This window comes from Staphylococcus sp. URHA0057, assembly GCF_000620265.1.
Taxonomy (GTDB): Bacteria; Bacillota; Bacilli; order Staphylococcales; family Staphylococcaceae; genus Staphylococcus; species Staphylococcus pasteuri.
This window is the reverse complement of sequence record NZ_JHVS01000009.1, coordinates 13116-35788: the sequence shown is the minus strand read 5'-3', so window position 1 is coordinate 35788 and position 22673 is coordinate 13116. Positions and strand designations below refer to the sequence as shown.

General features: G+C 30.7%; 26 protein-coding genes. 19 read left to right on the top strand and 7 right to left on the bottom strand.

Translation table 11 applies throughout. The features are described 5' to 3' along the window. Positions 1 to 349: 349 nt before the first annotated feature. The 4 genes from N524_RS0106535 to dinB all read left to right on the top strand — a co-directional run bounded on the left by N524_RS0106535 (position 350) and on the right by dinB (position 4659). Positions 350 to 1321: a diacylglycerol kinase gene (locus tag N524_RS0106535; RefSeq protein WP_029056011.1), complete on the top strand. Its 972-nt coding sequence runs from the start codon at positions 350 to 352 to the stop codon at positions 1319 to 1321. Positions 1322 to 1399: 78 nt separating this feature from the next. Next, positions 1400 to 2761, top strand: a complete 1362-nt coding sequence (gene rlmD, locus N524_RS0106530; RefSeq protein ID WP_029056010.1) for a 23S rRNA (uracil(1939)-C(5))-methyltransferase RlmD — start codon at positions 1400 to 1402, stop codon at positions 2759 to 2761. A 144-nt stretch (positions 2762 to 2905) separates the two neighbouring features. Further along, positions 2906 to 3448 (top strand): DUF3267 domain-containing protein, encoded by a 543-nt coding sequence (locus N524_RS0106525; RefSeq protein ID WP_017637865.1) that lies wholly within the window; start codon positions 2906 to 2908, stop codon positions 3446 to 3448. 140 nt (positions 3449 to 3588) lie between these two features. Continuing rightward, on the top strand, positions 3589 to 4659 hold the full coding sequence (gene dinB, locus N524_RS0106520; RefSeq protein WP_017637864.1) for a DNA polymerase IV: 1071 nt from the start codon (positions 3589 to 3591) through the stop codon (positions 4657 to 4659). A 31-nt stretch (positions 4660 to 4690) separates the two neighbouring features. On the opposite strand, the gene N524_RS0106515 is transcribed toward dinB, so the two are convergent. Beyond that, positions 4691 to 5242 (bottom strand): 3'-5' exonuclease, encoded by a 552-nt coding sequence (locus tag N524_RS0106515; RefSeq protein WP_029056009.1) that lies wholly within the window; start codon positions 5240 to 5242, stop codon positions 4691 to 4693. A 339-nt stretch (positions 5243 to 5581) separates the two neighbouring features. Beyond that, the gene (gene ftnA / locus N524_RS0106505; RefSeq protein WP_017637861.1) at positions 5582 to 6082 is read right to left on the bottom strand and encodes an H-type ferritin FtnA; all 501 of its coding nucleotides are present in this window, start codon (positions 6080 to 6082) and stop codon (positions 5582 to 5584) included. Positions 6083 to 6276: 194 nt separating this feature from the next. Between ftnA and N524_RS0106500 the strand changes: the two genes are divergently transcribed. Both N524_RS0106500 and N524_RS0106495 read left to right on the top strand, forming a co-directional pair. Further along, positions 6277 to 7590 (top strand): Mur ligase family protein, encoded by a 1314-nt coding sequence (locus N524_RS0106500; protein WP_017637860.1) that lies wholly within the window; start codon positions 6277 to 6279, stop codon positions 7588 to 7590. Further along, on the top strand, positions 7590 to 8315 hold the full coding sequence (locus N524_RS0106495; protein ID WP_017637859.1) for a type 1 glutamine amidotransferase: 726 nt from the start codon (positions 7590 to 7592) through the stop codon (positions 8313 to 8315). Before N524_RS0106500 ends, N524_RS0106495 begins: the two co-directional genes overlap by 1 nt. A gap of 384 nt (positions 8316 to 8699) precedes the next feature. Here N524_RS0106495 and N524_RS0106490 read toward each other — a convergent pair whose 3' ends face one another. After that, complete coding sequence (locus tag N524_RS0106490; RefSeq protein ID WP_029056008.1) at positions 8700 to 9686, bottom strand: FUSC family protein; 987 nt, start codon at positions 9684 to 9686, stop codon at positions 8700 to 8702. A 165-nt stretch (positions 9687 to 9851) separates the two neighbouring features. On the opposite strand from N524_RS0106490, the gene map reads away from it, so the two are divergent. From map to vraR, 5 genes are all read left to right on the top strand, one after another. Beyond that, on the top strand, positions 9852 to 10607 hold the full coding sequence (map, locus tag N524_RS0106485) for a type I methionyl aminopeptidase (protein WP_017637857.1): 756 nt from the start codon (positions 9852 to 9854) through the stop codon (positions 10605 to 10607). Between the two features lie 150 nt (positions 10608 to 10757). After that, the gene (locus N524_RS0106480; protein WP_017637856.1) at positions 10758 to 11144 is read left to right on the top strand and encodes a DUF2543 family protein; all 387 of its coding nucleotides are present in this window, start codon (positions 10758 to 10760) and stop codon (positions 11142 to 11144) included. A gap of 14 nt (positions 11145 to 11158) precedes the next feature. Next, complete coding sequence (vraT, locus tag N524_RS0106475) at positions 11159 to 11860, top strand: cell wall-active antibiotics response protein VraT (protein ID WP_017637855.1); 702 nt, start codon at positions 11159 to 11161, stop codon at positions 11858 to 11860. Then, positions 11857 to 12900: a sensor histidine kinase VraS gene (gene vraS / locus N524_RS0106470; protein WP_017637854.1), complete on the top strand. Its 1044-nt coding sequence runs from the start codon at positions 11857 to 11859 to the stop codon at positions 12898 to 12900. Before vraT ends, vraS begins: the two co-directional genes overlap by 4 nt. Next, positions 12890 to 13519: a response regulator transcription factor VraR gene (gene vraR, locus N524_RS0106465; protein ID WP_017637853.1), complete on the top strand. Its 630-nt coding sequence runs from the start codon at positions 12890 to 12892 to the stop codon at positions 13517 to 13519. Before vraS ends, vraR begins: the two co-directional genes overlap by 11 nt. A 90-nt stretch (positions 13520 to 13609) precedes the next feature. Here the strand turns inward: vraR and N524_RS0106460 are convergent, their stop codons facing one another. The 3 genes from N524_RS0106460 to N524_RS0106450 all read right to left on the bottom strand — a co-directional run bounded on the left by N524_RS0106460 (position 13610) and on the right by N524_RS0106450 (position 15891). Then, a complete protein-coding gene (locus N524_RS0106460) occupies positions 13610 to 14848 on the bottom strand; it encodes a YihY/virulence factor BrkB family protein (RefSeq protein WP_017637852.1) in 1239 nt (412 codons plus the stop codon). Positions 14849 to 15137: 289 nt separating this feature from the next. Next, the gene (locus N524_RS0106455) at positions 15138 to 15422 is read right to left on the bottom strand and encodes a hypothetical protein (protein ID WP_017637851.1); all 285 of its coding nucleotides are present in this window, start codon (positions 15420 to 15422) and stop codon (positions 15138 to 15140) included. A 4-nt stretch (positions 15423 to 15426) separates the two neighbouring features. Then, positions 15427 to 15891, bottom strand: a complete 465-nt coding sequence (locus tag N524_RS0106450) for a low molecular weight protein-tyrosine-phosphatase (RefSeq protein WP_017637850.1) — start codon at positions 15889 to 15891, stop codon at positions 15427 to 15429. A gap of 161 nt (positions 15892 to 16052) precedes the next feature. On the opposite strand from N524_RS0106450, the gene N524_RS0106445 reads away from it, so the two are divergent. The 3 genes from N524_RS0106445 to N524_RS0106435 are packed head-to-tail and all read left to right on the top strand — an operon-like array spanning position 16053 to position 18075. Beyond that, complete coding sequence (locus N524_RS0106445) at positions 16053 to 16235, top strand: DUF1128 domain-containing protein (protein ID WP_037555624.1); 183 nt, start codon at positions 16053 to 16055, stop codon at positions 16233 to 16235. Between the two features lie 13 nt (positions 16236 to 16248). Further along, a complete protein-coding gene (locus N524_RS0106440; protein WP_029056006.1) occupies positions 16249 to 17490 on the top strand; it encodes an aminopeptidase in 1242 nt (413 codons plus the stop codon). 54 nt (positions 17491 to 17544) lie between these two features. Further along, complete coding sequence (locus N524_RS0106435; RefSeq protein ID WP_017637847.1) at positions 17545 to 18075, top strand: acyl-CoA thioesterase; 531 nt, start codon at positions 17545 to 17547, stop codon at positions 18073 to 18075. 95 nt (positions 18076 to 18170) lie between these two features. Here N524_RS0106435 and yfkAB read toward each other — a convergent pair whose 3' ends face one another. Beyond that, on the bottom strand, positions 18171 to 19313 hold the full coding sequence (yfkAB, locus tag N524_RS0106430; protein ID WP_017637846.1) for a radical SAM/CxCxxxxC motif protein YfkAB: 1143 nt from the start codon (positions 19311 to 19313) through the stop codon (positions 18171 to 18173). 234 nt (positions 19314 to 19547) lie between these two features. Between yfkAB and N524_RS13385 the strand changes: the two genes are divergently transcribed. The 5 genes from N524_RS13385 to N524_RS0106405 all read left to right on the top strand — a co-directional run bounded on the left by N524_RS13385 (position 19548) and on the right by N524_RS0106405 (position 22666). Next, positions 19548 to 19709, top strand: a complete 162-nt coding sequence (locus N524_RS13385; RefSeq protein WP_017637845.1) for an SE1561 family protein — start codon at positions 19548 to 19550, stop codon at positions 19707 to 19709. Positions 19710 to 19830: 121 nt separating this feature from the next. Next, on the top strand, positions 19831 to 20349 hold the full coding sequence (locus N524_RS0106420) for a type 1 glutamine amidotransferase domain-containing protein (RefSeq protein ID WP_017637844.1): 519 nt from the start codon (positions 19831 to 19833) through the stop codon (positions 20347 to 20349). A gap of 229 nt (positions 20350 to 20578) precedes the next feature. Then, entirely contained in the window at positions 20579 to 21388 is an 810-nt protein-coding gene (gene sgtB / locus N524_RS0106415; RefSeq protein WP_029056005.1) for a monofunctional peptidoglycan glycosyltransferase SgtB, read from the top strand. A gap of 167 nt (positions 21389 to 21555) precedes the next feature. Beyond that, positions 21556 to 22374, top strand: coding sequence for a recombination regulator RecX (gene recX / locus N524_RS0106410; RefSeq protein ID WP_029056004.1), 819 nt, complete (start codon positions 21556 to 21558; stop codon positions 22372 to 22374). Further along, positions 22352 to 22666: a YfhH family protein gene (locus N524_RS0106405; protein WP_017637841.1), complete on the top strand. Its 315-nt coding sequence runs from the start codon at positions 22352 to 22354 to the stop codon at positions 22664 to 22666. The genes recX and N524_RS0106405 overlap by 23 nt, the downstream gene beginning before the upstream one ends. Positions 22667 to 22673: the final 7 nt, after the last annotated feature.

The window sequence follows — 22673 nt, the reverse complement described above, 5'->3', positions numbered from 1 at the left end:
AGCAAAATTAGTATGACTTACCTAATAGTTAAAGCTATTAGGTACATAAAATAACATTTGAATTAAAGTTCATGCATAAGAAAATAGAGGAACGCCTTAGATGAATCTAATGCATAAGAAAAACTAAGGTACTAAAGTACCAAGAAATCTAGGGAACGCCTTAGCTGAATCTAATGCATAAGAACTTCTAAGCAATAAATTGCTAAGAAAATAGAGGAACGCCTTAGCTAAAGCTAATGCATAAGAAAAACTAAGGTACTAAAGTACCAAGTTTTTCTAAAAAATACTTTTAACTCGTGAGTAAATCATTTAATATTGAATATGAGTATATGAAGTCGAGGGATATGATATGAGAAAACGAGCAAGAATTATTTATAACCCGACATCTGGTAAAGAACTTTTTAAACGAATGTTACCTGATGTTTTAATAAAATTAGAAAAAGCTGGATATGAAACTAGTGCCTATGCAACAGAGCGTGAAGGTGATGCGACGCTTGAAGCAGAACGTGCACTCGATAACAATTATGATATCTTAATTGTTGCTGGTGGGGATGGAACCTTAAATGAAGTTGTAAATGGTATTGCAGAACAACCTAATAGACCTAGATTGGGTATTATACCTATGGGTACAGTAAATGATTTTGGACGTGCCTTACATTTACCAAATGATATTATGGGTGCCTTAGATGTGATTATTGAAGGTCATAGTACTAAAGTTGATATCGGTAAAATGAACAATCGTTATTTTATCAATTTAGCAGCAGGTGGCCAACTTACACAGGTATCATATGAAACACCTAGTAAATTAAAGTCAATCGTAGGATCATTTGCCTATTACATTAAAGGATTCGAAATGTTACCACAAATGAAGGCTGTTGACATACGCATTGAATATGATGATAAAGTCTTTCAAGGTGAAGCATTATTATTCTTATTAGGTTTAACAAATTCTATGGCAGGATTTGAAAAATTAGTTCCTGATGCAAAATTAGACGATGGTTATTACACATTAATTATTGTTGAAAAAGCTAACCTAGCAGAATTAGGGCATATCATGACCTTAGCATCAAGAGGCGAACATACAAAACATCCTAAAGTAATATATGAAAAAGCAAAATCAATCAATATTTCATCGTTTACAGATATGCAACTTAATGTTGATGGCGAATATGGTGGTAAATTACCAGCAAACTTCTTGAATTTAGAACGACATATTGATGTATTTACACCTCATGACATTCATAATGAAGAATTAATTGATCAACCAACAGTAACACCACAGTTAAAATCAGAAGATCATCAACAGAATGAAGACAAATAATAATAAATATGAAATTAACACAAGGTTAGGATAGTAAAAATAACATGTCCTAGCCTTTTCATATGTGGGGGAAAGAAATTGGAAACATTAAAGAAAAATGAAATAAAAACAGGCCAAGTGTTAGATTTAACTCATGAAGGACATGGTGTTGTCAAAATTGATAGATATCCTATATTTGTTCCTAATGCCTTAATTAACGAAACAATAGAATACAAAATTATTAAAGTGAAGAAAAATTTTGCGATAGGTAAACTTCTGAATGTAATTGTAGAGAGTGATTCTCGTGTAGAACCCCCTTGTGTTTATTATGATAAATGCGGCGGATGCCAGCTTCAGCATATGACGTACCAAGCGCAACTCACAATGAAAAAAGAGCAAGTCATCAATTTATTTCATCGAAAAGGGTCATTTAACGATACAGTTATACACGATACTGTTGGAATGGAAGACCCGTGGAGATATAGAAATAAATCACAAATACCAATTGGTTTAAATAATAATAAAAAACCTATAATGGGGTTTTACCGCCAACGTAGCCATGACATTATTGACATGGATAGTTGCTTAATTCAAGATGAGAAACATCAACAAGTTATGAATGATGTAAAACAACTCATATCTGAACTTAATATCAGTGTTTATAATGAAAAGACTAAAAAAGGTTTACTACGTCATTTGGTTGTACGAACAGGTCATTATACAAATCAAATGATGATTATATTAGTTACTAATGGCAAAGCATTCAATCAAGCCAATCAATTAGTAGAAGCGTTAGTTAAATTGCATCCAAATGTAACAAGTATTAAACAAAATATCAACGATGCACATTCAAATGTTATTATGGGGCGTAAATCTATTACACTTTATGGTACTGATGAAATTGAAGATAAGCTAAGTGAAATAACATTTAATATTAGCGATCAATCTTTCTATCAAATTAATTCACATCAAACTGAAAAACTATATAATCAAGCCTTAGAATATGCCCAGTTAACGGGCAATGAAATTGTTTTGGATACGTATTGTGGTATAGGAACAATTGGTTTATATATGGCAGAAAAATCTAAGCACGTTTATGGTGTAGAAGTCGTACCATCTGCAATCAAAGACGCAGAAGAAAATGCGACTATAAACCAATTAGAAAATACAACTTTTGTCTGTGGGAAAGCAGAAGAAGTTATTCTAAAATGGAAAGCAGAAGGAATAAGACCAGATGTAGTAATGGTCGATCCACCAAGAAAAGGTTGCGATGAAACTTTCATTAAAACGTTATTAGAATTAAATCCTAAGCGTATTGTATATATTTCTTGTAATCCGTCTACGCAACAACGTGATGCACAATTACTTAGTCAACAATATGATTTGAAAGAAATCACTCCAGTAGATATGTTCCCACAAACGACTCATATAGAAACAGTTGCATTATTTGAAAGAAAATAGTCTGTTTTAACTATTGTTGATTGCTATATAAAGACGATTATTAAAATTATATTACAAGCAACTTACTTTCTTGAAAATAGCTTTAGTATCGCTATTAAACGTTGTATACTAATGTTAAATTTAGAGATAAATGGAGGGTTGGTTGTGCATAAAATTGATTTGTTTCCAGATAAAATAAACTTACGTCGTTTTGTATTAATGCAAATAGTACTAGTTATGTTTGTTATTTTATTTACATATAAATGGGCTTACAAAATAACTCATATTATAGAACAAAATATTTTATTAAATCTAGTTTATGGTTTTGCGGGATTTGTGATTTTATTAATTGTTCATGAATTTATACATCATATTTTATTCATTTTATTTTCTAAAGGTGAAAAGCCTCAATTGAAATATAAAAAGGGAACAATGATATTGCAATATACTGAAAGTTGCTTTAATAGATGGCAATTTAGCATAATCATGTTAGCTCCATTAATTATCATTAGTTCTATATTGTTAGTACTTATTAGCACATATGCCTACTCATCATTAATATTTATGTTTAGTATTCACGTTGGTTATTGTGTATTTGATATTTTATTAGTTTCCCTTGCACTTGCTAGTAAATTTAAATATATTCAAAAATACGATGAAGGTTTATATTTATACCAACATAAACCTAATGAAATGCATCATGAATAATGAAAAAGGTATAATACCGCCCCTCTAATTTGAGGAGGTGGTATTTTTGTTTTGTAAAACAAAGCATGAAGTTCGTGAAATGTTGTCTTACAATTTATAATGAGAGTAATAGATAATAGTGAACGAAAGGCGGTGAATACATGGAAGAAAGAAGGATTATACACATTGATATGGATTACTTTTTTGCACAAGTTGAAATGAGAGATAATCCAAAATTAAAAGGAAAACCTGTGATCGTCGGTGGCAAAGCAAGTAATAGGGGTGTAGTTTCCACAGCATCATATGAAGCAAGAAAATACGGTGTACATTCAGCTATGCCCATGTCTCAAGCGCATAAATTATGCCCGAATGGTTATTATGTTACGAGTAGATTTGATGCATATAGAGAAGCATCTAAACAAATAATGGATATATTTCGTAGTTATACTGAAATAGTTGAACCTATGTCATTAGATGAAGCGTATTTAGATATAACACATCTAGTTAGACCAGATTTGCCTGCGTCAACAATTGCTAATTTCATTAGAAGAGATATTTTAGAACAAACAGAATTAACTGCTTCAGCAGGAGTTTCTTATAATAAATTTTTAGCTAAATTAGCAAGTGGTATGAATAAACCGAATGGTATTACAGTGATAGATTATAACAACGTTCACGATATATTAATGAATTTGGACATAGGAGAATTTCCAGGAGTAGGTAAAGCATCTGAAAAGGTTATGCATAATAATAATATCTTTACAGGGCAAGATTTATATAATAAGGATGAGTTTGAATTAATACGTTTATTTGGTAAGAGAGGACGAGGTCTATATAATAAGGCAAGAGGTATAGATTACAATGAGGTGAAAGCTACAAGAATACGTAAGTCAGTTGGAACTGAACGTACTTTTGCAACAGACGTAAATGATGATGATGAAATCTTGAGAAAGGTTTGGGAATTATCAGGGAAAACAGCAGAGAGACTTAATAAATTACAAAAATCCGGAAAAACGGTGACAGTTAAAATTAAAACATACCAATATGAAACACTCTCAAAGCAGACAAGTCTAAGAGATCCAGTTAATTCAGAGACTGATATATATAATATTGCATATACGCTTTATACAGAATTAAAAGATCCTGATATACCAATTCGATTAATTGGTGTAACAGTAGGAAATTTAGAACAATCAGCTTATCGAAATATGACAATATATGACTTTTTATAAAGGCTAGTAATGTAAGTAAAATACTTCATTATTAGCCTTTATCTTTTAAATCTTTACCATAAATATTTAACATACTAGACAAATCATCATAGTGTTTTAATAATCGAAATGCAATCATAGCACAAGCTTTAGCATCATTTAATGCATCATGATGACCGTGAAAATCTAACTTATAAAAATCCATCATATGTTTCAATCCATATCGGTGAGATTGAACCGTGCGTTTGGCCAATTGATATGAACAGAAATAGGTAAGATGGGGTGTTTCTAATCCAATTGATTGTATACTTTGATGTAATACATTCATATCAAATGCTGCATTATGTGCAACTACGGGAAGTTCCTCTATAAATTGCATCATATATGGATATACATAAGCGAAATCAGGAGAAGAGGCTACATCTTCTGGGTGAATACCATGAACGTTAATATTTTGTTCCGAGAAGTAATCATTTGGATTAACTAATGTATGGAATGATTCTGTAATTTTATTATCGATGACTTTGACCATACCTACTGAACAGATACTAGTACGTTTACCGTTAGCAGTTTCAAAGTCCAACGCAACAAATGCATTTTTCATTTTGTATATGACAACTCCTTTAATACATGACTAATATCATTTACTTTACATCAAAATGAGTTTAAATCATAATAAATCAGACTTCATAAAACATATTTTTAATTAGAGAAAGAGATGAGTTAATAGTTATTAAAATAGGATAAGGATGAATAGATGGTCTATACCAAAATGACACATATCACTTATGTAGAACAACCAATTAAAGAAGTAATAAGGAAAGCACCACAACCTCCTCAAAAAAGAAAAGGTTTGTCTCCTAAATAAGTTAGGAAACAAACCTTTTAGTTATTATTCAACTATTAAAAAATAACTTTTAGAGTTCAATAAAACCTAATTGTATTATTCTTCGTCGAATGAACGTGTTGCTAGTTCTTTTTCATAAAGATATAAAGTATTGCAATCGTCGCCGATACGATTTAAATAATCGATGTGTGTTTCAAACATTGATTCTTCTTCAACTTGTTCATCTAAGAACCAATTTAAGAATGAAATAGTAGCGTAGTCTTTTTCTCTATGTGCAATTTCAGATAAATTATAGAAACGTTTTGTAACATCTTGTTCTTGAGCTAAACCATCTTTAAATGTTTCTAAAATAGAATTGAAATCAACTTTAGGTGCTGGTAATGCTGTAAATTTAGCATGACCACCACGATCATTAATGTAGTCATAGATTTTTTTACCATGGAATCTTTCTTCTTTTGCTTGTTGAATGTAGAAATTTGCGAAACCTTCATATGATTCTGAATCGCAATAAGATGCCATCGCCATATATGCGTGAGCAGCAAAATACTCATGATTCATTTGTTCATTTAATGCATCTAAAAGTTCTTTGTTTAACATTTTTATTCACCTCATATTAAATAATTTAATTACTTTCCTTACTAACTAAACTGAGTATAACAAACTTATTCTCATTCGTAAATAATAATTATTATAATCTAGGGTGCATTTTTATCTTTTTAATTGAGAATCTTTTTAGTTATACCCTCTGCGTGTTATAATTATGCGAGTGAATAGTAATAGGGAGGAAACAAATGAGACAATGGACTGCAACCCATTTAGCGAAGTTAGCGCGTAAGGCAAGTAGAGCCGTGGGTAAAAATGGAACTGACTTACCAGGTCAAATCGCACGTAGAGTCGATCAAAACATATTAAGAAAATTAGCCGAACAAGTAGATGATATTGTATTTATTAGTGGTACTAACGGAAAAACGACGACATCTAACTTAATTGGACACACATTAAAAGCCAATCATATCGATATTATCCATAACAATGAAGGTGCGAACATGGCAGCAGGAATTACATCCGCCTTTATTATGCAAACAACAAAGCAAACAAAAATTGCAATTATTGAAATAGATGAGGGATCAATACCACGAGTACTTAAAGAAGTAACGCCGTCAATGATGGTATTTACCAACTTCTTTAGAGACCAAATGGACAGATTTGGTGAAATAGACATCATGGTTAACAATATTGCTAAATCAATTAGCGATAAAGGTATCAAATTATTATTAAATGCCGATGACCCGTTTGTTAGTCGTCTTAAAATTGCTAGTGAAACACGTGTTTATTATGGCATGAAAGCACACGCACATGAATTTGAACAAAGTACTATGAACGAAAGTAGATATTGTCCAAATTGTGGTCGTTTACTTGAATACGATTATATCCATTACAATCAAATCGGTCATTATCATTGTGAATGCGGATTTAAGCGTGAACAACCTAAATATGAAGTGACTTCATTTGAAACTTCACCATTCCTTAAATTAAATATTGGTGAAACGTCATTTAATATGAAAATAGCAGGGGATTTTAATGCTTATAATGCGCTAGCAGCATATACTGTTTTAAGAGAACTTGGTTTAAATGATGAATCTATTCAAAAAGGTTTTGAAACATATACCTCTGACAATGGACGTATGCAATACTTCTCATTGAACCAAAAAGAAGCAATGATTAACTTAGCGAAAAATCCAGCTGGAATGAATGCTAGCTTATCAGTAGGTGAACAATTAGAAGGACGTAAAGTGTATGTTATTAGTTTAAATGACAATGCTGCAGATGGTCGAGACACTTCTTGGATATATGATGCTGATTTTGAGAAGTTAAGTAATCAAGATATAGAAGCTATCATAGTAACAGGAAATCGTGCTGAAGAATTACAATTAAGATTGAAATTAGCAGAAGTAGATGTTCCAGTAGTACTTGAAAGAGATATTTATAAAGCAACTGCTAAAACAATGGATTACACAGGATTTACTGTTGCCATTCCAAACTATACTTCATTATCACCAATGCTAGAACAATTGAATCGTTCTTTTGAAGGAGGACAATCATAATGAAGCATGAATTGACAATTTATCATTTTATGTCTGATAAATTAAACTTATATAGCGATATAGGTAATATTATCGCATTAAAAATGAGAGCTAAAAAACGTGATATTCAGCTTAAAGTTGTTGAAATCAATGAAACAGACAATGTTACATTTGATGACTGTGATATCTTCTTTATCGGTGGGGGAAGTGATCGTGAACAATCACTAGCAACGAAACAATTAAGTAAAATTAAAACACCACTGAAAGAAGCAATTGAAGATGGTATGCCAGGTCTGACAATTTGTGGTGGCTATCAATTTTTAGGAACAAAATATATTACACCTGATGGGACAGAACTTGATGGTTTAGGCATTTTAGACTTTTATACTGAATCCAAAGAAGATCGCTTAACTGGAGATATTATTATAGAAAGTGATACATTTGGTACAATTGTAGGATTTGAAAACCATGGCGGTAGAACATTCCATAATTTTGGTACTTTAGGACATGTGACACATGGATACGGTAATAATGATACAGATCGACAAGAAGGTATTCATTATAAGAACTTATTGGGAACATATTTACATGGTCCGATTTTACCTAAAAATCATGAAATCACTGATTACCTATTAGAGAAAGCCTGTGAAAGAAAAGGTATTCCATTTGAACCAAAACAATTAGACAACACAGAAGAAGAAGCGGCTAAACAAGTTTTAATTGATCGTGCAAACAAAAATAAATAAGTATTAAAACATGTCGTGACATATCATTTGTGGGGATAAGAACTGAAGTTTCCATTGGTAGTGTAAGTTGAGTCATGTTATAATCTTTGTACATAAGGCACCTCGTTAATTTAGTTTAGTGATGTTTATTAAATTATACGAAAGGGCCTTATTTTTTAAAGTGTTTTGATGTAAAATTACATATAAATTCGATGTATTTTGGCGAGACTCTTAAGGGAACAGGACAAGCTGAAGACTACAGGCTGAAGCTGTCCCCTAAGAAAGCGAGCCGATAATACGAAGTATTATAAATAAAGAAGCCAGTCAATGAGTTTTTTGGATAAACTCATTGACTGGCTATTTTTCTAGGATTTATGTCCCAGTCTCTTTCATTTGAAAATATTTTTACGCATAGCGATGATCTAATATTTTATAGATTAATAAAATTTCATATATAAGATGACTTTTAATTTGATTCTGATCGAATTCTTCAAGTTGTTTTACTGAAGATTTTAAAGTTGAAGCTGATTTACGTTCACGCTTAAATGTACCATCACATAGAATGTGGCTAATACTTGTACTTATTTTTAATATTGCTAACTTTTCATCTGGAGTAAAGAATACATAGGCATCTTTAGGTAAATAAATAATATTGGCTAGGTGTGTCATTAATAATCTATTAGTATAAGCCCTACTAGTTAGTTTATTAAGCTTTTTCCAATCTTCGGCTTTATTTTGATGATAAGTAAGTTCATCACGTTGATATCCAGTTAATAAGTCAATTTTTTGGTTTAAGTTACTAATTTGAATGATTTTTTTATTACTTTTATCAGATTGAAATCGTCCAAGTAGTAACTCATGACAACGTTGGTTAAATAAGTCATACATTTTATCTTCAGATCTATATAGATTATCTTCTAATTGACTATAGTATTTAGGCGGTAAAATCATAAAGTTTACAAGTCCTGCAGTAACAAGTCCAATTAAAGCAGTTAATAAACGTGAAAAGAAATTAAATACATAAGCTTCATGTATACCAGGTATCATAGCAACTGAAGTTAAAACAGCAACTGTTGTACCAACTTGTAGATTTAATTTAGTACAAGCCAATATCGTAAACGTTGCACTACAGGCGTATGCAAACGGTGATTGATCCCCAAAAATAAATGTAAATACAACAGCAAATAAAGCTCCAATAACTGTAGCTGGTAAACGACGATAGCCTTTTTTAATAGATGCTTTAGCAGTAGGCTCTATGGTTACGATTGCTGTTAATATGGCAAAAATTGGTGTTAAGTTCAATAACATACAAAACACAGTAGTAAAGAAGGTTGCTAAGCCTGTCTTAATTGTACGTGCACCAATAATATGTTTATACCATTTTTCATTCAAGTTGTTGTCCCCCTTAAAAAGGGAATTTTTAAAACGTAGATCGCTTTTTCAAATTCTCTTTCTTATACAAACAAAATAAATACTTTATAATGCATTCATATTTAGTATATCAAAAAATTTTTGCTATAATAAGATAGAATATAAATATAAAGGAACGGGATAAAAATGATTGTAAAAACAGATGAAGAACTACAAGCTCTAAAAGAAATTGGATATATTTGCGCTAAAGTAAGAGATACAATGCAAGCTGAAACTAAACCAGGCATTACAACTAAAGAATTAGACAATATTGCAAAAGAATTGTTTGAAGAACATGGCGCATTATCTGCACCAATTCATGACGAAAACTTCCCAGGTCAAACATGTATTAGTGTGAATGAAGAAGTCGCTCATGGTATTCCAGGGAAACGTATTATTCGTGAAGGTGACTTAGTTAATATTGATGTATCAGCACTAAAAAACGGATTTTATGCTGATACAGGCATTTCATTTGTTGTAGGTGAAGCATCAGATCCTTTAAAACAAAAGGTATGTGATGTAGCGACAATGGCATTTGAAAATGCAATGGCTAAAGTGAAACCAGGCACGAAATTAAGTAATATTGGTAAAGCAGTTCATGCAACTGCGCGTCAAAATGATTTAACAGTTATTAAGAATTTAACAGGTCACGGAGTAGGTCAATCATTACATGAAGCACCTAATCATGTCATGAACTACTATGATCCAAAAGATAAAACATTATTAAAAGAAGGACTTGTCATTGCAGTTGAGCCATTTATTTCATCTAAAGCTACGTTTGTAACTGAAGGTAAAAATGAATGGGCATTTGAAACAAGTGATAAAAGTTATGTTGCTCAAATTGAACATACTGTCATTGTTACTAAAGATGGTCCTTTACTAACAACAAAAATAGATAATTAATATAAAATTAAGACAGTCCTTAAATAATTAAAGTAAATGATTATGATTTAATCTAGGACTAAAGGACTAATACGATATGGTTCCGGAGCCTATTACTTAAGGTTTCGGAATTGTTTTATAATAGAACCTAATCAATGGTGAGGTGGTTCTATGAATTATATGGAGAATTATTTAAATCACATTTTTAAATCGTCATTAAGATATAATATCGATGAATATAAAATGAAACTAGATAAAAAAATAAAAAGTATTGAAAGTTATATAGCATATTTAAATGGGAAGAGAGCACAGCTCAAAAAGTTAATTGACAGTATATCTTTAGCATTAGAAAATAAATATATAGATATAGCAGATTTATATAATATCCAATGTGCAGAAGAAGTACATGATCATGAAATTGCAGCATTAAGAAATTACTTAAATCATATTGAGGCTTATTATGCACAAATAGAAACTAAAATAAGTGAACAGACAAAAGAAAAAATGACTATTGAAAAAGAGTGTCATTTAATTCATTATATGAGTGCTGTGGCATAGAAAGGTGGCGAACCATGACCCATAAATATATATCAACAGAATTGTTGATAGTTTTTACAGCATTAATGATTATTGCTAATTTTTATTATATATTCTTTGAAAAGATAGGGTTCCTACTCGTTTTACTATTAGGATGCGTGCTAGTTTATGTAGGATATATATATTTTCATAAAGTGAGGGGCTTGCTTGCATTTTGGATTGGTGCACTATTAATCGCTTTCACTTTATTGTCTAATAAATATACGATTATCATTTTATTTATATTTTTATTATTGCTAATTGTTAGATACTTAATTTTTAAATTCAAACCATTAAAAGTAACGGCAACAGAAGAGGAAGTGTCATCTCCAGCATTCATTAAACAGAAATGGTTTGGAGAACAACGAACACCTGTCTATGTATATAAATGGGAAGATGTCCAAATTCAACATGGAATTGGTGACATTCATATTGATTTAACAAAAGCAGCAAATATCAAAGATAATAATACTATTGTTGTTAGACATATATTAGGTAAGGTACAAGTGATCGTACCATTAAATTATAATATCAATATACATGCAGCTGCATTTTATGGATCAGCATATGTTAATGAAAAATCATATAAAATAGAGAATAATAATATACATGTTGAAGAGAAAACTAAAGAAGAAAATTACACTGTCAATGTCTACGTATCAACATTTATTGGAGACGTAGAGGTGATTTATAGATGAATCACTATATAAGAGCAATAGGCTCTATGCTCATTTTAACGTATAGTATGTTAACCGCATTTTTATTTATTGATAAAGTATTTGTTAACATCATCTATTTTCAAGGTATGTTCTATACACAGATTTTTGGCATACCTGTATTCTTATTTTTAAATATCATAGTGATATTATTATGTATCATTGTAGGTTCCGTTTTAGCTTATAAAATTAATCAACAGAATGACTGGATTAATTCTCAAATAGAACGATCTATTGAAGGTGAAACAGTTGGTATCAATGACCAAAATATTGAATTATATAGTGAAACGCTGGAAATATATCATACACTTGTACCATTAAATCAGGAATTACATCGATTAAGAATGAAAACACAAAACTTAACTAATGAAAACTACAACATGAACGATGTAAAAGTTAAAAAGATTATTGAAGACGAAAGACAACGTCTAGCTAGAGAATTACATGACTCAGTAAGTCAACAATTATTCGCTGCGAGTATGATGTTATCAGCGATTAAAGAAACTAAATTAGAACCCCCATTAGACCAACAAATTCCCGTTTTAGAGAAAATGGTACAAGATTCACAACTTGAAATGAGAGCTTTATTATTACATTTACGACCTCTAGGGTTGAAAGATAAGTCCTTAGGTGAAGGAATTAAAGATTTAGTTATAGATCTTCAAAAGAAAGTTCCGATGAAAGTTGTACATGAAATACAAGAATTTAAAGTTCCTAAAGGTATCGAAGATCATTTATTTAGAATTACTCAAGAAGCCATTTCAAATACATTAAGACATTCTAATGGCACTAGAGTGACGGTTGAACTATTTAATAAGCAAGATTATTTATTATTACGTATACAAGATAATGGTAAAGGGTTTAATGTAGATGAAAAATTGGAACAAAGCTATGGTTTAAAAAATATGAGAGAACGTGCATTAGAAATTGGTGCTACATTCCATATCGTTTCGTTACCTGATTCTGGAACACGTATAGAAGTGAAAGCCCCATTGAACAAGGAGGATTCTTATGGCGATTAAAGTATTATTTGTAGATGATCATGAAATGGTTAGGATAGGGATATCAAGTTATTTATCAACACAATCCGACATTGAAGTAGTAGGTGAAGGAGAATCTGGTAAAGATGCAATAGCTAAAGCGCATGAATTGCAACCCGATTTAATATTGATGGATTTACTAATGGATGATATGGATGGTGTAGAAGCTACAACAGAAATAAAAAAAGATTTACCACAAATTAAAGTAGTTATGTTAACAAGTTTTATTGAAGATAAAGAAGTTTATCGTGCTTTAGATGCAGGTGTAGATAGTTATATTTTAAAAACAACTAGTGCAAGTGATATAGCTGAAGCGGTTCGTAAAACTTATAATGGTGAATCTGTTTTTGAACCAGAAGTATTAGTGAAAATGCGAAATAGAATGAAAAAACGTGCAGAATTATATGAAATGTTAACAGAAAGAGAAATGGAAATCTTATTATTAATTGCAAAAGGTTATTCCAATCAGGAAATTGCCAGTGCTTCACATATTACAATTAAAACTGTTAAAACACATGTTAGTAATATATTAAGTAAATTAGAAGTACAAGATAGAACACAAGCTGTAATTTATGCATTTCAACATAATCTTATCCAATAAAGATAGTTATTACATGATATAAAATTTTACAAACAAATAGGCCAAGCGGTTGATGAACATCAATCCGTCTTGGCCTTTAATATATAATAATTAAGAATTTTTATCCTCTTCTGAATCATTATTTTTAAATTTATCTACAATTTTATCTTTAATTGTACTTTGATCTTCTTGGTACTTATCTTTAGCATCTTTATCGATATTATAATCTTCTTGTGAACCTAATTCACGGTTATCATTATATTCATAAGTTGTATCTTCATTATAATGATTTTGGTTATTATCATCATGTTTTAAAGCAGCTTCTTCAGGTGTTTCGCCTTTAATTACATTACGTTGATGAATGATAGCATTAATTTCTGCTCCAATGATAATAATAAAGCTTGTTAAGTATAACCAGATCAGTAAAATAATAATACCAGCGATACTACCATAAGTTTTAGAATAATTACCAAAGTTAGAAATATACCATCCAAATGCAAATGAACCTAGTAACCAAATGACTGATGTAAATATTGCACCTGGTAATACTGAACGAAATTTAGTTTTAACATTAGGTGCTACCGAATACAATACTATAAATAATAGTAAAATAATGATTAGAGGTAATACCACTCTAAGTAAAGTAAATATCCATTTAATTTGTGAGTCTAAACCTAATGGACCGAATAAATAATGACTAATAGCAGAACCAAGGGTAGGTAAAGCCATAGCTATTAAAAATACAAATCCCATTACAATAGTAAATACAACACTTAAAAGCTTAAGTAAAATACCATTTCGGCTATCTTCAACATCGTAAGCAACGTTAAATGAATTCATAATGGCAGTCATACCATTTGATGCAGACCATATTGCTAAGATCAGTCCGACAGATAGTAAGCCGCCACTTGAATTTTTAGTAACATCGCCTATAACACTTTTAATAATTGATGATGTTTCTGATGGTGCACTACTTAACATATCAGTAATACGACTTTGATCGATATTAAAAACTGGTAATAAAGTCAATAAGAAAATGAGCATAGGGAACATAGCAAGAACAAAGTGATATGTCATTTGAGCTGCTAAACCTGATGCATCGTCTTTACCAATTCTATATACCAAATAAGAGAAAAAGTTCGAATCTTTAGTATACTTTGCAGGTTTGTTTAATCTTGAAAGGAAGAATACCTGATTCTTCTTTTTTGGTGTCTTAGATTGAAATTCTTGAGGTTCAATGTATGTACGATCGACTTTAATTTTGTTATCACTATTTTGTTGATCTTTGTTATCTTCATATTCTTTAGCAGAATTAAGGAAGTTGGAACTTGTTTTTTCTTTCTTTGACATAACAATCTCCTTTAATAATTTGAATATTATATTTAAACACATTTTAATTTAATTAAAATTGTAAAGAAAGGGAGTGAGATGAAGTTGAGTTAATTTTTGGTTATTGGAGACTAATTTTAGTTACCAATAAGCTAAAAATCATTTAATAGCTCAACCTCTAAACTCACCCCCGTTTCAATGGAGTGGGATAACAGTTATTGAATATCTTCACTCTATTTGAATAGTTAATTAAGAAATAGTGATTTATTATTACAAAATTCTAATTCATAATTCATCTAATAATTAACTATTATTTTCCAATACGTTCATTTTTTCTATTAACAAAAGTATCTTTTGCATCTTTAATAGAACGTTCTAACTCTGGGTTATTACGACGAATTTCTTCGATAACATCTTTCCAGTACATAACTTCATCTTTAATGCTACTTACTTTAGAAGGTTTTTGAGATTTTTTACCTTCTTTAACATTTGAGAATGATTGTTTTAAAGAATTACGAGTTGATTTATCAGCTAATGTTGCTACGCCACCGATAACAGCGCCTAATAATACTCCAGGAATGAATTTGTTTTCCATAATTTTACCCCTCTTTCAAATTTGCATCTTTGACGATGTAATCAATTAAATTATCACATGATGATTGTACCATTTTATAAACACCTTCGAAATTGTTAGTGTAATATGGATCAGGTACATCACTTTCTTTCATATTACTAAATTCTAGTAATTTGAACAATTGTCCTTTTATGCTAGGATTAATTGCTTTAATATTTTCTACATTACTTTGATCCATTGCAATAATATAGTCAAAATCATCTGTTGGTTCAAAAAGTTCACTAATCATACCATCAAATGGAATGCCGTGTGTATTTAAAATCTTTTGAGTCCCTTCGTGAGGGGGCTCACCTAAATTCCATTTTCCAGTGCCACGAGAGTGAACTTTGACACCAGTTATACCTCTGTCTTGTAGTCTTTGTCTCATGATTGCTTCAGCCATTGGAGAACGGCAGATATTACCAAGACATACGAAAGCTACGTCAACCATATTAATTCCTCCAAACTATGTAATTATATCCCCATTTTACTGGTTCTTCAAACAATTAGAAAGCAAATTTTTTCAAATTCTATTAAAGTTCCATAAATTATGTTAGTTTGATAGAATACTAAGGTAAAGAGGTGAGAAGTTTGGAAACTACAAATGAAGAAATGATTACCGAAATAAGACAAAAGTTAAATATAGTTAATAAAGCGCTTATTGATCCTGATAAATTTAAAGATGCTGATCAAAATGAAATTAAAGAAATACATCAATTTGTAACTTCAAAAGATTCATTTTCACCTAGCGAAGTGACTGCTATTGCAGATGCACTAGGAGAATTAAGACAATAAAGGGGGAGTCTAAATGAGTAACTACCAAGAAAAATTGAAACAGTATGCCAAACTACTAGTTAAAGTAGGCATGAATGTTCAAGAAAAACAGCCAGTATTTATACGCTCATCTGTCGAAGCTTTAGAATTAACTCATCTAGTTGTAGAAGAGTCATATAAAGCTGGTGCATCAGATGTAAGAGTCGATTATTCAGACCCAAAATTAAAACGTATGAAATTTGAATACGAAACTGTAGACCATTTTGAGAATAATGAAGTTAAATCTTATGATGTTAATGCACGTATGGATTATGTAGAAAGAGGCGCTGCTAACCTTGCAATATTAACTGAAGACCCAGATTTATTAAATGGTATTGATTCTAATAAATTGAAAGCATTTCAATTGCAATATTCCAAAGGTTATAAAGGATATATGGAAGCAAGCCAAAAAAATCAATTTCCTTGGGTGGTTGCAGCATTTCCATCAAAAGCATGGGCTCAAAGAGTATACCCTGATAAATCAGTAGAAGAAGCTTATGAAACATTTATAGAAGAAGTGTTTGATATAGTAAGAGTAGATGGTAATGACCCTGTAGAAAATTGGAAAACACATGTAAGTAATTTAAGTAAACATGCTAAAAGAATGCAAGATAAACAATATAAAGCGTTACATTATATTTCTGAAGGTACAGATTTAGTTGTAGGGTTACCACAGGGACATATATGGGAAGATGCTACTAGCTATGTAAATGGAAATCAACAAGCATTTATTGCTAATATCCCTACAGAAGAAGTGTTCACAGCGCCAGATAGAAATAATGTAAATGGTTATGTAACAAATAAATTACCATTAAGCTTTAACGGTAATATCATTGACGGTTTCACTTTAACATTTAAAGATGGAGTTGTTGTTGATTTTAAAGCAGAAAAGGGCGAAGATGTCTTAAAAGATTTATTAAATACAGATGAAGGTGCACGTAGATTGGGAGAAGTAGCACTAGTACCAGATGATTCTCCAATTTCAAATAGAAACACTATTTTTTATAATACGTTATTTGATGAAAATGCATCCTGTCATCTAGCGTTAGGATCTGCTTACGGTTTCAACATTAAAGGTGGAACTGAAATGACAACTGAAGAAAAAATTGCAAGTGGTTTAAATGATTCAAATGTTCATGAAGATTTCATGATAGGTAGTGCTGATTTAACCATTTATGGTATTTTAGAAGATAGCTCAAAAGAACTCGTTTTCGAAAACGGAAATTGGGCAAAATAAGTCGTAAATACCAAGTACAGTAGGGAAATTTCATAGAGAGATAGGAAGATATGAATGACTAAAGAACAAGTAAATAAAAAAGCAATGTCTGAATCTAAAAGTATTAAAACAAGTCAAGTGTATCCACAAGATACTAATCATCTTCATACGATGTTTGGCGGTATTTTAATGGCAAATGTAGATGAAATTGCAGCAATTACTGCTGTGAAACATGCTGGTAATTCAGTAGTAACTGCCTCAACAGATTCAGTAGATTTCTTATTACCAATCAAGAATGGGGACATCCTTTCATACGAAGCAATGGTTTCTTATACGGGTAGTAGTTCAATGGAAATTTGTGTGCAAATTATTATTGAAGATGTCTTTGAAGGAGAACGTAAATTAGCTGCACTTAGCTTTTTAACCTTTGTAGCTTTAGATGAGAATGGTAAACCTGTACGCGTTCCTCAAGTTTATCCAGAAGATAAAGTTGAAAAATGGTTCCATGAAACAGCTCCTCAACGTGTCGCTCGTCGCAAAGAACGACGTGATGAAAGTAAAAACACTATTGAGTATTTATCTAAAATTCAACATATTGAAAATTAGATAAAAGCTTATTTAGAATTGCATATAAATAGACCTAATGAAACTATAAATTTTTCATTAGGTCTTTTTAGTTTGCTAAGCATTATGATTATAAATTATGAAAAGATATGTTTTGCATGCATTTCAATTTCTTTTTGGCGGAAATCAGTATCAGGGTAATACATATTTTTCACTAACACATTTGGTCCCAGACAATGATATTCAGAACAATGACAATTTAAAGATTGGGCTAAATCAGAAGTGAGCCATTGATTAAATACATCTGTTAATCTGTCTTTTTGTATGTTTGAAATAGTACCATTTTCATCTCCGAAATCAGTAACAATGACATTACCTGTAAATACATTTACATTTAAACGACTACGCCCATCAGGGTCATTTCTCATTGTGACATTTTTTGCATCTCTTAAACGTTGTAATAATTGTTGATCGTTTTCATCATTAATACATGGATAAATAGGTAATGTACCAAATAACATCCAAGTATCCTGGTCACGTATATCTAATAAATGATGTATCGCTTCTTTCATTTCTTTTAAAGATAAGACATTTAAAGAGCTTGCAAAATCAGCTGGATACATAGGGTGTACTTCATGTCGACTACACTTCATATCATTAACAATTTCATTATGAATTTTATCCAAGTAAGGTAATGTGCTTTGATTGAGCATTGTTTCAGCAGATACAAACATTCCTTGTTCAGAAAGAGTACTTGCATTGTCTAACATTTGCTCGTATAGTTTTAATTTTGCTTTAATTGGCGGTTGCTTTTTCATAGCTCCAAAGCCAACATCTGTGAATTCTTGAATGGTTCCCCAGTTATGTGAAATATGCATAACATCTATATATTCTGCAATATCAAGATATCGGTCTTGTGGTAACGTTAAATTAGAGTTCATTTGTACATATATCCCACGTTGATGTGCATATTTTAATAGTGGTTTCACTACATTTTTAATAGACTTTTTCGAAAACATAGGTTCGCCACCTGTTATAGACAATGTACGTAAATTTGGAATTTCATCTAAACGGCGATATATAATATCCATTGGTAAAGGATCTGGATCTTTAGTTTGTAAAGTGTAACCAACAGCACAATGACTGCATCTCATATTACATAAATTGGTTGTTGTAAATTCGATATTACTTAAAGTGAGTTGGCCATTATCAATGACATCGTTATAAGCTTCCCAAGGATCATTGTGTATTGAAATAGGTTTTTTATTTGTTATTATCATTAAAACTTCTCCTAAAAAGAGTGTGACAAAGAGGAGTTGTGAACATATATACTAGTTAAAATTTTTCAATATATCCATATTATAAATACTATGTTTCACGTTTCCTCAAAACCTGTGTCAGCTCTTTAAAATTTGTAAAAAGTACAGTAAACATTATTAAGATTATATCTCTTTTTGTCAAATTCTGTTAGGATAAATATAACAAAAATAAATTTCAAAGGAGCTCTATTTTAAATGAGTGAACAACAAACTATAGAACAAATCAAAACGAGATTAAACAAATTTATCGAGGATATTGATCATGTAAACCCTGATGAAGTGCGTGTTGAAGACATTGATGAATGGATTGGTTTACTAGATCAATTAGAAGAAAAAGTAAAACAAGTTTCCAAATAATTCACTAATCATAATTAATGACACTTTAGTGACGATTAAAAAATTTAGTACAAGATGTTTAACTTTAAACTTAAACGTGAATACAATAAATATAATCGCACAATAGAAAGGTGATCATATTATGAGTAAAAAAGTAGCAGTTCTATTAGGAAATGAATTTGAAGATATAGAATTTACAAGTCCGAAAGAGGCATTAGAAAATGCTGGATTTGAAACAGTAGTTATTGGCACTAATGCTAACGAAGAAGTCGTTGGTAAACACGGTGAAAAAGCAACTGTTCAAGTTGGTATCGGCGAAGCAAAACCAGAAGATTATGACGCTGTTCTAATTCCTGGTGGATTTGCACCAGACCATTTACGTGGTGATGCAGAAGGTAGATTTGGTACATTCGCTAAATACTTTACTTCTAATGATGTTCCAGCATTTGCAATTTGCCATGGACCACAAGTATTAATTGATACTGATGACTTAAAAGGTCGTACATTAACTGCAGTATTAAATGTACGTAAAGACTTATCTAATGCTGGTGCGCACGTTGTAGACGAATCAGTAGTTGTTGATAACAATATCGTTACAAGTCGTACACCAGATGATTTAGATGATTTCAATAGAGAAATCGTAAAACAATTAGAAGACTAATGATTGTTTAGTATAAAACATTAAATCTAAAGGCTTATTGATTTAGTTCAATAAGTCTTTTTTATTTGTAAAAGTTGATATGGAAGTAATAAATGAGTGAATTGTATATATTAAATAATAGTCAAATATGTACACCTTGGGACTGATTTTTACTATAAACTATAGCTAATGGTTTCAACTACTGGTAAACTCACATTATAACAGTGAGTTTGAGTAAAGGAGTAAATGCATGAAAAGAAGCGACAGATATGCACAATCTAATGAATTCCCTCAACGAGATATGCGTGAACCTCACTATAATACTTATTATCAACCAATAGGGAAACCACCTAAAAAAAAGAAAAGTAAACGTATCTTTTTAAAAATACTTATTACATTAGCGATTATATTAGTATTATTCTTAGGATTAATGTTTTTTTTATCATCGAGAGCTAATGTAGACGATTTAAAATCGATTGAAAATAAAAGTGATTATGTTTCGGCAGATCAAATGCCAAAATATGTCAGAGGTGCTTTTATTTCATTAGAAGATGAAAGATTTTATAAACACCATGGCTTTGATTTTAAAGGAACAACAAGAGCTTTATTTTCTACTTTGAGTGATCATGATGTTCAAGGTGGTAGTACAATAACACAACAAGTTGTTAAAAATTATTATTATGACAACGAACGTTCATTCACAAGAAAAGTAAAAGAACTGTTTGTAGCACATAAAGTAGAAAAACAATATGATAAAAATCAGATACTTAGTTTTTATTTAAATAATATATATTTTGGAGATAATCAATATACTGTTGAAGGTGCAGCAAATCATTACTTCGGCGCAACAACTAATAAAAACAATCAAAATTTGAATACAATTAGTGTATTACAAAGCGCAATTTTAGCAAGCAAAGTTAATGCGCCAAGTGTATATAATATTGATGACATGTCAGATAATTTTACGAATAGAGTTAAAACCAATTTAGAAAAAATGAAACAACTTGATTATATATCCGATGACCAATATGAGGAAGCAATGGCCCAACTAGGTCAATAACAATTACCCTATCATATGCAATGTTAGTACGAATAAATTACAGTAACTATGTAATGTTGAACATTGTAAATATGATAGGGGTTTTATTTTTATAAAGCGTGACTTTATTGCTAATGATTGAACTATGTCATAATATGATATATACAATGTTTATGAGGAGGTGTATCATGCCTAAAATCACTAAATTAGAAGTACAAAAGAAGAACAAAGAACGTTTTAATCTATATCTCGATAATCAATTTGAGATGGGAATAGATATTGATACACTTGTTAAATTTAATTTAAAGAAAGATCAAGTACTAGAAGCTGCAGAAATGGAGCAGATTCAAAAATATGACCATTATCGAAGAGGTTTAAATATAGCAATTCAATATCTTTCATTTAGAAAGCGTACTGAAAGAGAAGTACGTCAACATTTAATAAAAAATGATATTTCTGAAGAAGCGCTGCAACAAGTGATAGATTATTGTTACCAAGAAAAATTAATAGATCATTATGATTATGCTGAAAGTTTGAAAAACACTATGATCAATACAACGGATAAGGGACCTGAAACTTATAAACAAAAATTGTATCAAGCTGGTATTGAAACTAATATTATAGATGAATATACTGCTCTATACATAGAACAACAACCAATGGAAGATATCATCAAAGTAGCGAGTAAAGTAATTAAAACTAAAAAAGGTCCAACTTCAAAAGTTAAACAAAAAACAATGACTGCTTTAATGCAAAAAGGATTTACGATAGAAAAAATCAAACAAGCCATGGATGAACTTGATTTTTCACAGGACGAAGAACAACTTGACGATATGTTACAAACTGATTTAGAAAAAACATATCAAAAGCATCAAAGAAAATATGAAGGACAACAACTAGTAAGAAAAACGATAGAAACGCTTATGAGAAAAGGCTATAAATATGATAAAATTAAATCTAAATTAGAAGAAAGTGGTATTGAAAATGGAGCAGAAGAAATTGAGTGAAATGTCTGAGCCAGAATTAAGACATGAAATACAAACTTATAAAGAAAAAATGAGAAAAGCAGAAATGAACGGTATTTTGAATGAATATGACGTTTATCAAAGTAAAGTAATTGTAGCTGAAAGTTATTTAGTTGATCGTAATAAAATTGAATTAGGCAGAATCTATCAATTAAATGATGGCAGTGATCAATATTTTAAAGTGGAAAGATTAAAAGGTATATTCGCTTGGGGATTTAGAATTAAAAGTAGCGAACCCGAAGAAGGTTTACCAATTGCATTATTAAAATTATAGAAGGATG